At 32.0% G+C, this 12,741-nt stretch carries 8 protein-coding genes; 1 reads left to right on the top strand and 7 read right to left on the bottom strand.

From position 1 onward, the window contains the following. Nucleotides 1-28: 28 nt before the first annotated feature. Complete coding sequence (locus DUZ96_RS08540) at nt 29-1,573, bottom strand: sugar transporter (protein ID WP_114301519.1); 1,545 nt, start codon at nt 1,571-1,573, stop codon at nt 29-31. A 523-nt stretch (nt 1,574-2,096) separates the two neighbouring features. Between DUZ96_RS08540 and DUZ96_RS08535 the strand changes: the two genes are divergently transcribed. Further along, nucleotides 2,097-6,035 carry a T9SS type A sorting domain-containing protein gene (locus DUZ96_RS08535; RefSeq protein WP_114301518.1) on the top strand — a complete coding sequence of 1,313 codons (3,939 nt, stop codon included), beginning with the start codon at nt 2,097-2,099 and terminating at the stop codon, nt 6,033-6,035. Nucleotides 6,036-6,077: 42 nt separating this feature from the next. On the opposite strand, the gene DUZ96_RS08530 is transcribed toward DUZ96_RS08535, so the two are convergent. The 6 genes from DUZ96_RS08530 to DUZ96_RS08505 all read right to left on the bottom strand — a co-directional run bounded on the left by DUZ96_RS08530 (nt 6,078) and on the right by DUZ96_RS08505 (nt 12,728). Next, on the bottom strand, nt 6,078-7,202 hold the full coding sequence (locus tag DUZ96_RS08530; RefSeq protein WP_114301517.1) for an O-antigen ligase: 1,125 nt from the start codon (nt 7,200-7,202) through the stop codon (nt 6,078-6,080). Between the two features lie 121 nt (nt 7,203-7,323). Continuing rightward, on the bottom strand, nt 7,324-8,415 hold the full coding sequence (locus DUZ96_RS08525) for a glycosyltransferase family 4 protein (protein ID WP_114301516.1): 1,092 nt from the start codon (nt 8,413-8,415) through the stop codon (nt 7,324-7,326). Nucleotides 8,416-8,528: 113 nt separating this feature from the next. Continuing rightward, a complete protein-coding gene (locus tag DUZ96_RS08520) occupies nt 8,529-9,908 on the bottom strand; it encodes a nucleotide sugar dehydrogenase (RefSeq protein WP_114301515.1) in 1,380 nt (459 codons plus the stop codon). Nucleotides 9,909-10,028: 120 nt separating this feature from the next. Beyond that, nucleotides 10,029-11,057: an NAD-dependent epimerase gene (locus DUZ96_RS08515; protein ID WP_114301514.1), complete on the bottom strand. Its 1,029-nt coding sequence runs from the start codon at nt 11,055-11,057 to the stop codon at nt 10,029-10,031. An 81-nt stretch (nt 11,058-11,138) separates the two neighbouring features. Then, nucleotides 11,139-11,516 (bottom strand): hypothetical protein, encoded by a 378-nt coding sequence (locus DUZ96_RS08510; RefSeq protein ID WP_114301513.1) that lies wholly within the window; start codon nt 11,514-11,516, stop codon nt 11,139-11,141. Nucleotides 11,517-11,528: 12 nt separating this feature from the next. Next, nucleotides 11,529-12,728, bottom strand: a complete 1,200-nt coding sequence (locus DUZ96_RS08505) for an alanine dehydrogenase (RefSeq protein ID WP_114301512.1) — start codon at nt 12,726-12,728, stop codon at nt 11,529-11,531. Nucleotides 12,729-12,741: the final 13 nt, after the last annotated feature.

Here is a 12,741-nt window from a genome sequence, read left to right as displayed (position 1 = left end):
ATGTTGTGAAAATATACATTAATTCGTCCTATTTTTGTATTTTACTTAAAACTAATGTTTTTACTCTAATGCAAAAGTCTTTAAATCCTGGCACAAACAAGTAAAGCATAGTACCATAGACAATAGTTACCACGATAGTGACTTGAATCGCGTATATAATCCAATTGATAAGAGTTATATTATCTGAATTATAATAAAAATAATCTTTTATAATATAAATAAAAAATATTGTTGCTATAAACACTATTATCATTGGTAATAAACCTTTCCAATAATGCAGTACACTTTTTTTAAATCCTCTTTTGTATAAAAAGTAAGGTTTCCATAGAACAACTATAAAAAACATACTTACGACTGTACCCAGAACTATACCAGCTATACCTAATAATTTGCCAAAAATAAACGATATTACCAAGTTAATAACTGCCTCAGTCATAGCGGCCCAAGTATCAGAATATAATCCATATGCATTTTTGAATCGTTCAATTGGCGAACTTATTTGTATCATAAAGAAATTGGCTATCATTAATAGTAATATGGTATGGGATAATATATATTTTTCTCCTAACCACAATAAGACGAAAGCATCCATTGTATGATATATAACTAAACTGAAGAACCCAGCGATAAAAAACTGAATTGAGATTAACTCCCACAACACCTTATTTATGTTCTTTTCATCGTTTTCTGCAATTAAATTACCCACGGCAGATCCAGTACCGGCAAATGCCATCTTTACTAGACCGATAAGTTTCATAAATATTAGTTGATAATTGCCGAAAAAAGCTACACTTTGAAGATTAATAAGGGCATAAATCAAAAGGTTGTCAGTACCATTTTTCACAAATGCACTCAACTTATGGAAGAATACCTGTTTGATTTTTGTGATCACCTGAGGGTACTCTTTAATGATTTCTGTTTTTTGTGCCGAATTTATAACAAGCCAAGGATATTCTTGCTTAATTTTATAACGTACTACAACACTGTAAATTATGCTGAAAACAAGCTCTAATGTGATATAGACAAAAAAGTTCTTGTAATATAAAGCTACGATAAACTGCAAAATTACACGCGTTATAGTAAATGTTTGAAAATACTGTTGCACTATGTAACCTTTTTGATCTGCACCTAAAAGACTAATATGATAATTAACAAAATAGCTTAAAAGAACGGATATCAATAGTGAATAAAACACATAATAAATGATTGTCAAAGAGAAAGGTGTATCAGCAAATATTAAAGGAAAAAATAGAGAAATTATAAATCCTACACCAAATATGATGTAACCAATTCTTCTATAAAGAACACCTAAGAGAGCAATTATTTTATTTATTTCATCATGGTTCTCGTCAAAAATTGGTTTGTAGAGTGTAAAACCTATTGCAGTACCAATTCCTAATTCGGCCAAGTTTAAAAAGCTAAGTATACTTCTTAGAGTTGTTTCTAAGCCAATAAATTCATCCCCTAAATTTTCTAAAAAGATTTTCCTTGAAAAGAACTGTACAAAAATTGAAAGTATAAAAAAAAATACACCAACTTTCGCATTCTTTAATGATTTGGAGACTCTTGCCATTTATAACTGTTTTATTGGCTTGTAATTAAAGATTTTATTATAATTTGTATTGGTAATAAAATACAGTATGGACTTTAAATCCACAGGCTAAAATTAGCATCTTATTTTAAAAATTCATTAAAAATCAAAGCAATTATAAAAAATGGATGTTATTAATTATAATTTCTGTGTTAATATACTTGAAAACACGGCAAAAAGGACACATTCCTAAACTATTAGTCAGAACTGACCGTTACTTCGAAATAATTAGAACTTCATGATTAGTCAACCTTTTTAACGAATACAAATTAGTTTATCAATAGACTATTAATCATTTGTGACTATTTAATTGTAAGAAAATATTTTTAGCTCTTAAATATTATGGGTAATCCAATCCAGTATTATCGACGTATGTTTTAATATATAATTTAAAAATAATATTACAAATGAAAATTCCTACAAATAAATACGTTATAACGAAAAAAAATGTATTATAGCTATATTTTAAATATATTGCACACCCAAATCTATTTAAACAGAAAAAATGACAATTTTCAGGAACTTACTTCAAGTCATAAATATTTATGCTTTCATTTTATTATTTTCAATTTTTAATATATCAAGTTCTCATAGTCAGCAACCAGCGTTTCCAAGTGCTTATGGTGCGGCCGCTTATTCTGTAGGTGCGAGTGGAGGAGTAGTTTTGCATGTAACTAGTCTTGCTGATGGCAGTCGAGATGACATAGGAACATTACGTTGGGCTATTCAAAATGAAATGAACAAAGGCCTTGATAGAACAATTGTTTTTGATGTAAGCGGCGTTATTGAATTACAAGATTGGATTAGATGTAGTAATTTGCCTGGTGATGAAGGAGGTTACACAGGATCTATTTATCTGGCTGGTCAATCCGCTCCGGAAGGCGGTATCACTGTTACAGGTAATAGAATTATTATGTCAGGATTACCCTCTGTGATAGTTCGATATATGAAATTTAGAAATTCTGGTGGTTATTCTGGTTCATTACATGTAGGGCGTGGAGATGATACTATTATTGATCATTGTTCGTTTTCACATGTAAGTAATTCAACGGCTGTTTCGGTTGCCTCAAGAGAAACAGGTGGTCTTTCATCACATACAATATCGAATAATTTATGGGGCCAATGCTCATATTCATTAATTATTGGAAACTCTTCGCCTGAGGGACCTGTTCAACAAGAAGATGGAAGTTATACAGTAATTAGAAATGCCTATTACAATGTGGGATGGCGAGTACCTTTTAAAGGTGGTAGCGCTATAAAAGTTGATGTTGTTAATAATCTTATCCATAATTGGTCAAATAGATTGATAAGAATGGATCATTGGGATTATAAACTAAATCATATTGAAAACTATTATCAAGCTGGTGTAAATACAACAAATAAGTTACTTTGGTGTGGTTATAACAATAATTCAACATCAATGCCACAGATTTATAATCAAAATAATTTTTTACAAGATGAACCAAGGGGAAATTATTCTGTTCCAGAAGGATTTGATACTGACGAAAGTGTTGCATGGACGAGATTTCAAGTTAATTTTGAACCACTTCCCACGGATTGGTTTCTAGATAATAGTCTTCCTTTTCAAGGACGTGAATTTGATATACTTCCTAACAGCGAGCTCAAAAATAATCTTTTGCCTTTAGTTGGTGCTTCTCAATATATTAAAGATGATGGAACTGTAGGATTCTACAGAGATACGTATGATATGGAATTTGTTAATGGGATTGATTTAGATGCTGAAGAACCTAGGAATAGCACATTAAATTTACCAATACAAACTATTAATAATACTAGACCTGTCAATTTTTATAATCCTCTAAAATCAGATCACATACCTGAAGTATGGTATGATTTAAATATTCCAGATGGTCAAACTCATAATGATTTGGCGCCTAGTGGCTATACATGGATAGAAGAATATCTGAACCAAGTCGATGGTGCTTCTTTGGGAAACGTAGAGGCCACAGGGATAGATATAAATCCAGATGTGGTTACTTTGAATGTGTCGGAAATTTTAGATTTGGATGTACAATTTACACCTGCAAATACTACAGATCAGAATGGTCTATGGACTTCAGAAAATGAATCTATAGCCACAGTTAATTCAAGTGGAACAGTAGTTGGTAATTCAGAGGGAATTGTTGAAATTAGATTTACATCAAATGACGGTGGTTTCACGGATACCTCACTTATAACTGTTATTCCTGTACCTCTGAATGCAGAAGCTGGTGAAGACCAAACCATTTGTGTAGGAGATTCTGTTACGCTCTCTGCATCTGGTGGAACAAATTTTTTATGGAATAATGGAGAAACAACACCGACGATAGAGGTTAGTCCATTAGAAAGTACAACGTATACCGTAACCGTATCTGATGGAAATCAAGAAGATACCGATGAAGTTACAGTTTTTGTAGATGCTATACCAAATTTAAATATTTCAGAAGATGTTACGATTGTTTCAGGAGAAACTGCAATACTTACAATTGAAGGTGCAAATACTTATTTATGGAGTACAGGTGAAACAACTAGTAACATAACAGTTAGTCCAACTGAAACAACTACATATACAGTTTCTGGATTTAATGGAGCGTGTGAGGTTCAATCACAGGTTACCGTTACAATAGAGGAAATTTTTATTGCTAGTGCAGGAGGAAATCAATCTATTTGCGAGGGTAGTGGTGAAATTGTAACATTAACAGCAGGAGATGGTGATTCCTACTTATGGAGTACTGGTGAGACTACACAGAGTATAAACGTTAGTCCTACATCCACCACAACATATTCTGTAACTATCTCAAGTGGAATCCAAGAAGATTCAGATGAAGTCACAGTTTTTGTGGAAGCGATACCGAATTTAAATATTTCGGATGATGTTACGATAGTTACAGGAGAAAGTACAGTACTTACAGTTGAAGGAGCAAATACTTATTTATGGAGTACGGGAGAAACAACTAGTTCGATTACAGTAAGCCCTAATACTACTGAAACCTACACAGTAACCGGAACAAATGATGTATGTGAGGTACAAGCCCAAGTTACCGTTACTGTTGAACAGGTCTTTCAGGCTAATGCAGGAGATGATCAGTCAATTTGCGAAGGTAGTGGCGATGAGGTCACACTATCTGCAGGAGTTGGAGATACTTACCTTTGGAGTACAGGAGAAACGACTCAAAGTATAATTGTAAACCCGGTTTCAACAACAACATATTCTGTAACTATCTCAAGTGGAATCCAAGAAGATTCAGATGATGTCACAGTTTTTGTAGATGCTATACCAAATTTAAATATTTCAGAAGATGTTACGATTGTTTCAGGAGAAAGTGCAGTACTTACAGCTGAAGGAGCAAATACTTATTTATGGAGTACAGGAGAAACAACCAGTTCGATTACGGTAAGTCCTAATACTACTGAAACCTATACAGTAATCGGAACAAATGGTGTATGTGATGTACAAGCCCAAGTTACGGTTGCTGTTGAACAGGTTTTTCAGGCTAATGCAGGAGATGATCAGTCAATTTGCGAAGGCAGTGGCGATGAGGTCACACTATCTGCAGGAGTTGGAGATACTTACCTATGGAGTACAGGAGAAACGACTCAAAGTATAATTGTAAACCCGGTTTCAACAACAACATATTCTGTAACTATCTCAAGTGGAATCCAAGAAGATTCAGATGATGTCACAGTTTTTGTGGATCCAAATCCAAACGTTGTAATTGTTAATGGTGATAGCGTAGACATACTTAATGGTGATTTTATTACATTATCAGCCACGGGTGCCAATTATTACGAATGGAATAATGGTGCTACGCAACCAAATATTGCTGTGAGTCCTAATGCAACAACAACTTATGAGGTTCGAGGTTATATCAATGATTGCTATGATGAAAAACAAGTTACGGTAAATGTTTTTGAACCAGTTCAAGCCTATGCTGGTGAAGATATTAGTATTTGTTTAAATGAAGTGGCAACTTTAACAGCGACCGGTGGTGACGAATTTTTATGGAGTACTGGTGAAACTACCCAATCCATTCAAGTTTCTCCATTAATAACTACAGATTATACCGTTACAGTATTTAATGCACTAGATTTTGATGAAGCAACTGTTAGGGTATCAGTACAAGGCCAATGTAATGAAAACACAGTAGGACCAGATGATGAAACACAATCAGGAATTACTTCTTTTAATGTTTACCCTAATCCTGCCAGCAATTATGTAAATATTAGATTAAAAGAAGAATCGAATGTTACTGATGTTTTAGTTTTAATTTATGATTTTGCTGGGAGAATTGTAAGGCAGAAAAGAATAGAAAATGTAAACCAGTTATTAGAAATTAATTCTAGGATAGATTTAAGAACATTGTCTAGTGGAATATACTTTATTAAGCTTTTGACTATTAATGGTAGTGAATTAACTAAAAAGTTAATTGTAAGGAATTTATAATGAATGGTTAACTGTTAATATAACAATGGTTCTTTTATGTAACTAGTTGATTAATATTTCTTCTATATTTTCAATTTCATTTTGTTCATCTTGTTTACACAAATGTATTTGATATTGAATCCACATCGCAGCAAATGAAACAAAATAAAACCCGAAGAAATTATGATTGGCCATTAAAAAAAGAGATAAGGCAATAGCTTGCATAATTAAATTCGGTTTTTTTTTAAAATAAAGTAGGCTCATAGCTAACAAATATCCAATATAAGCCACAAATAATACGAAGGGGATAATTCCGGCTTCTCCAAGTATCATAAGATACGAGTTGTGAACTCCCATATCATAACCCTCTTTTCCAGAAAATGACCCGTAACCATTCCCTATAAGTGGAGAATCTAAAATTTGATCATAAAAGAGTGCCCATGTGTCAGATCTTGAATCGGCATTCAAATCTTCTGTAGATACTTCTTCATTATTCAATATGCTTCTCAGTTGTTCGAAACGCGGATTATTTAATCCAACCATTTCATCTATAAAAAACAATGATCCAACAATTAAGAAACCCAGTCCAAAAATTCTAATATTTCTAATATTTATTTTTAGAGAGATTAAATTAATTACTAACCAAATAACAATAAAGGTTCTAGAAAAGGTTAATAAACCTGCAAGAGTGAATAAGAATTGTCCAATTAATTTTGTTCCTACATTTTTTAAACCATAAGTCGATGCATAACCTGTAATGCAAATAAACCCTGCCACATTTGCGTTAATGTAAAAACCGGCATATCTCCCAAAATCACTTGTGAAGAGTATTGCTTCTAATGGTATTGTAATAGCTCCCAAAAGAAGAAATAGGTTAAATTCAGCAATATTAGTGTTTTTAACAAGTTCATAAGCGCTTATTAAAAAGATTAAGAATTTTATGATGTCCATAAAAAATTGGGAAGTCAATCCTACATATTGCAATCCACTAATCATTAAATATAAAAGAGAAATAATTAAGAGAAACCAATTTGGAGATGTCTTTTTCTCAAAAAAATAATATAGTGCTAGAGATAAAATAGTAAAATAACTCATTAAAGCTCCAAATCCTACGCCAAAAACAACTAATACAATAGATGGTATGTTAAGTAGAACCAGGCCTAGTGTGATGTACTTTAAAATTCTCACTTATAATTGTATTTCTATTTGGATTTATTGATGAATAAAATAAATATATGATATGCAATTCCATTCGGAATGGTAGCTATAAATATAAATAACAATATTTCTTCAATAAATTTATTTAAGTTTAAATATGTTTTGAGATAATATTTTTCCACATACGAGTCACGATTTTACTTTTATATTTTAAAGCGGTTTTATGTCCATTTTGAGAAATTATTGTTCTTAAGTCCTCATCCTTTATAACCTGATCCATTTTTGCGACTAATCTACTTTGATTGTCAACTGGAATTAAAAAACCATCCTGACCATTTGTTATGATATCTGATGGGCCATAATTACAGTCTGTTGAAATACATGGCAACTTAAAGTACATTGCCTCTAACAATACATTCGGGAATCCTTCAGCTCTGGAGGTAAAAATAAATAAGGAGGCCCTTCTATAATAATCTTCGATATTTTTTATGTTTGATTTTATTTCAATTTGATGAGATAAATCTAAATCATTGATAAGTTTTTGTAATTTACTCTTATTAGACCCAAAGCCAATAATTAAAACTTTCCAGTCTTTAGGACTAAGAGTTTTAAACGCTTTTATTAACAAATCATGACGCTTATCATTATTCAAACGACCAACAGATAATATTATTTTTTCTTTTTTTACTTCACTTGTAGCCAATTCAGTGAAATCTGTAGAAATTGGGTTGGGTACAACAACTATATTTTCGTGATTTAACATTTTCTGGTAAATTTCCTTTACCTTTTTCGTCTGAACCACAATAGAATTGGCTCTTGGGTAAATTAACTTTCTTAAAATCAACCAGAAACGAGGAATATCACTTTTAAAAGGGTCACTTCTTTCGCTTATAATACATGGTATTTTGTTTTTTTTTGCTGCTAAAACAGTTTTAATATTTGCCTGAGTGATAAAACCTATGAGTAAATCTATATTAAGATCTTTAACTATTTGAGTAATACGCTTGTAAATTTTGTAATTAAGTTTTATAGACTCCAAGAAAGAGTTTGGCTGGCTAATCTCATCAAAACAAGAAATTACTGTTACAGCATGGTCTAATCGGTAAAATGGTTCAGTCTTTCTAAATGTTATGATTGTAACGTTAAAGTCAGAAATAAATTCGTTACTGAGTGTCGAAATAACTCGCTCCGCACCTCCTGCTGTTAAGGCACCAATTACAAAGGCAATTTTCTTTTTTGTCATTGCAGATATTAGATTAGTTGATTAAGATTCAACTTTTTTTTGGTTGGTGAATTGAAACGCAACAAAAACTATTTATAAACACATAAAAGGTAAATATAGATACTTATTAGGTCTTACTTGCCAATTCCAGCATATTTAAAACCAATGGTGGTCAATTTATTTTCATCTAAGATATTTCTCCCATCAAAAATAAATGCAGGCTTTTTCATAAGATTATAAATCTTAGACCAATCATAAGTTTTAAACTCGTCCCACTCCGTCATTATTGCGATAGCATGAGCATCTTTTACTGTATCATAAGGGTTATCATAAACTTCGACAAGTTCTTCATTTTCTTTCTCTGACCGTGTGTTAAGATAATCTAAATCCGTGTAAACTTTCCCTTTAGGGACCTTAGGGTCAAATACAGCAATATTTGCTCGCTCATTTAATAAATGATCTGCCACATAAATAGCTGCAGATTCACGAGTATCATTGGTGTCTTTTTTAAAAGCCCAACCCAACATTGCAATTTTTTTACCAGAAACGGTGTTATATAAAGTGCTGATTAGATTATCCGAAAATCTTCTTTTTTGATGATCATTTAAAATAATTACTTGTTCCCAATAATCTGCGACCTCATTTAAACCATAGCTTCTTGCGATATATACAAGATTTAGAATGTCTTTTTGGAAACATGACCCTCCAAAACCAATAGATGCATTTAAAAATTTAGGCCCAATTCTTGAGTCCATTCCAATAGCTCTTGCCACTTCATTAACATTAGCTTCTGTATGTTCACATAGTTCAGAAATTGCATTTATTGACGATATACGTTGAGCTAGGAAAGCATTTGCTGTTAATTTAGATAATTCTGAAGACCAAACATTTGTTCTCAGAATTTGTTCTTGAGGCACCCAACTTCCGTAAATATTTGCTAAGGCTTCAATTGCATCTTCAGACTCACCACCAATTAAAACTCTGTCAGGAGCTAAAAGGTCTTGTATTGCCGTACCTTCAGCTAAAAATTCTGGGTTAGACAGTATATCAAATTTAACATCACTTCCAGTATTATCTAAAATACTCTTAATAGCATGAGCTGTTCTGACTGGTAAGGTAGATTTTTCGACTACTATTTTATCAGTTTTTGCAACATTTGCAATATTTCTTGCACATAATTCAACATACTTTAGGTCTGCGGCCATACCTTTTCCCTTACCATAAGTTTTTGTTGGGGTATTTACAGAAATAAATACTATTTCAGCTTCATCAATTGCTTTATCAATTTCTGTAGAAAAATGTAAATTTTTACCCCTAGTTTCTTCTACGATTTCTGCCAATCCAGGTTCGTAGATTGGAAGCTTCGAAACGTCATCATCATTCCAAGAGTCTATTCTCTCTTGGTTAATGTCTACGATTGTAACTTGTATATTTGGATTTTTTTTGGCAATAACGGCCATAGTAGGACCACCTACATATCCTGCACCGATGCAACAAATTTTATTTATCTTCATAGTTTCTAGCTAATTTGACTTGGGTTAATTTTTAATTCCAGCAAATGTGAATGAAATTTTCTAATTTTTATAAATTTTTATATTAACGTATCTTTTTAACGATAAAAATCAAATACGTAATTAATTATTTTTACTATAATAATTTTTAAACCAATCGATAAAGGATTTTACACCTTCTTTTATTGAGGTATTTGGTTGATAATCATAATCTTTTATCAACTCATTAACGTTAGCCCATGTTTTTTCTACATCACCAGGTTGTATAGGTAACATTTCTTTCTTCGCAACCTTTTTTAAGTTATATTCAATTTCTTCAATAAAATCCATCAACTTTACCGAGTTATTATTGCCTATATTGTATACCTTGTAGGGTGAACTATTCTTTAAACGTGGCTTAGTTGAATTTTCACAAATTCTGAGTATACCTTCAACAATATCATCAACATAAGTGAAGTCTCTTTCCATTTTACCATGATTAAAAACCTTTATTGGACTATCATTTATTATAGCATCAGTAAATAGGAACATAGCCATATCTGGTCTTCCCCAAGGTCCATATACTGTAAAAAATCTAAGCCCTGTTGTTGGGATATTAAACAAATGACTATAAGTATGTGCCATTAACTCATTACTCTTTTTAGTAGCTGCATAAAGACTTATTGGATGGTCTACATTATCATCTGTTGAAAAAGGAATTTTCTCGTTTAGGCCATAAACGCTAGAACTACTAGCATAAACTAAATGTTTAATATTATTATGCCTACAGCATTCCAAAACATTTACAAATCCAACCAAATTTGAATCTACATATGTATTTGGATTTTCTAAGCTATATCTAACACCTGCTTGGGCGGCAAGATTACAGACTACATCAAATTTTTCATTTTCAAATAATTTAGGTAGGCCTTCACGATCTTCCAAATTCATTCTAACAAAAGAAAAATTGAGTTTATCACTCGATGATAATTTATTAAACTCCTCTGCGTATTCCCTCTTGATTCCTAATTCTTTAAGTCTTGAATATTTAAGGTTAATATCATAATAATCATTAATGTTATCTAGTCCAATAACATCATGACCCTTCTCTGCTAAAACTCTTGAAGTAAAAAAGCCAATAAAACCAGCGGCACCAGTAACCAGTATTTTCATTTAATAGGTAGATTTAAGTTTAAAAACCAAAGATTAAAATTTAATTGATAGTATTAATAATTATACTATGAAAATGTAATTTTATTCGTTAATGTAGTTCATATCTAATATTTTGGAAATTGAAAAGCAGTTTTCTATAGACAACTGAATTTGTCTTTCTTTATAAACATTATCGATTTGATATATTTTGCACGAATCCAATTCGGTATTACTATTGGTGAAATCAACGTCACCATATTTAATTAAATTTTTAACCACTGTGGTATCTAATCCATTATTATTCATGAATAATTGCGCTTTTTTAGAATAACTTATAGTCTTTGAGCTAATATTCTTAACCGTACGTGCATTAGGACCATAATCACAAGATGCTTTCTTACCATTTAAAAAAAACATTAGCAGTATTATTCCTATGGCAAAACCACCAAGATAATATCCTAAGCGCTGTACAAATTTCATTAAATATTTGGATTAAAATATGAGAAGATTGGCATCATTATAATTTAAACCAAACCAATCTGCAACTGATTTATTCGTTAAAATTCCGTGATAAAGGTACAATCCATTTTTTAATCCTCTATCAAATCTTAGGGCATTTTCTAATCCACCATATTCACCAATTTGTAATAGGTAAGGTGTAAAAATATTACTGATTGAAACTGAGGCTGTTCTAGAATATCGAGCAGGAATATTAGGTACACAATAATGAATTACACCATTATGTTCAAACGTTGGATGATCGTGCGTAGTCACCTCACTTGTTTCAAAGCATCCGCCCATATCAATACTAACATCGATGATAACAGATCCATTTTTCATATGATTAACCATTGTTTCAGTAACTACAACAGGAGATCTATTACTTCCCCTAACAGCACCTATTGCCACATCGCATCGCTTTAAGGCCTTTAATAAATTCTTAGGTTGCATGGTAGACGTATACACATTTCTACCTAAATTAGTCTGAATACATCTAAGTTTAGTTATAGAACTATCGAATATTTTTACATTGGCTCCTAAACCAATAGCAGAACGTGCAGCGAATTCTCCAACCGTACCAGCACCAAGAATAACGACTTCCGTTGGGGGAACACCATTTATATTACCCATCATTAACCCATTGCCACCATTCACGTTAGATAATAACTCTGAAGCAACTAATATAGAAGCTGTTCCAGCTATCTCACTCAGTGATCGTACTGCAGGATAGGCTCCATCTTCATCTTTAATAAATTCAAATGCAAGAGCTGTAATCCTTTTTTTAGCAAGAGCCTCAAAATATGACTTACTCTGAGTTTTTATTTGAAGTGCGGAAATTAAAATAGTTTGAGGGTTAATCAATTCTATTTCATCAAGAGCAGGTGGTTCAACTTTTAATATAATAGGGCAGGAGTAGACTTTAGATTTATCCTTAGTTACTTCTGCGCCAGCTTCACTATAGTCTTTATCTTTAAATTTAGCACCTTCACCAGCACCAGACTCTAATAAAACTCTATGGCCATTAGCTGTTAAAGCAGATATTGCATCAGGAGTTAAGCAAACCCTTTTTTCCTGGAAATGTGTTTCCTTAGGTATGCCTATAAACAATTCTCCTTTTTGTTTTAGTATTTCTAAAGTCTCTTCTTGTGGTAGTAATTGAGCTTTGGTAAACGGCGTTAATGACTTACTCATTTAAGTTAGTTAT

It is taken from the genome of Winogradskyella sp. KYW1333 (genome assembly GCF_003335675.1).
Classification (GTDB): domain Bacteria; phylum Bacteroidota; class Bacteroidia; order Flavobacteriales; family Flavobacteriaceae; genus Winogradskyella.
Note: the sequence above shows the minus strand (reverse complement) of the source record. Positions and strands in the feature narration are given on the sequence as shown.

Coding starts and splice junctions, on each gene's coding strand:
- DUZ96_RS08540 (WP_114301519.1), bottom strand. CDS start 1,573: ATGGCAAGAGTCTCCAAATCATTAAAGAATGCGAAAGTTGGTGTATTT.
- DUZ96_RS08535 (WP_114301518.1), top strand. CDS start 2,097: ATGACAATTTTCAGGAACTTACTTCAAGTCATAAATATTTATGCTTTC.
- DUZ96_RS08525 (WP_114301516.1), bottom strand. CDS start 8,415: ATGACAAAAAAGAAAATTGCCTTTGTAATTGGTGCCTTAACAGCAGGA.
- DUZ96_RS08520 (WP_114301515.1), bottom strand. CDS start 9,908: ATGAAGATAAATAAAATTTGTTGCATCGGTGCAGGATATGTAGGTGGT.
- DUZ96_RS08515 (WP_114301514.1), bottom strand. CDS start 11,057: ATGAAAATACTGGTTACTGGTGCCGCTGGTTTTATTGGCTTTTTTACT.
- DUZ96_RS08510 (WP_114301513.1), bottom strand. CDS start 11,516: ATGAAATTTGTACAGCGCTTAGGATATTATCTTGGTGGTTTTGCCATA.
- DUZ96_RS08505 (WP_114301512.1), bottom strand. CDS start 12,728: ATGAGTAAGTCATTAACGCCGTTTACCAAAGCTCAATTACTACCACAA.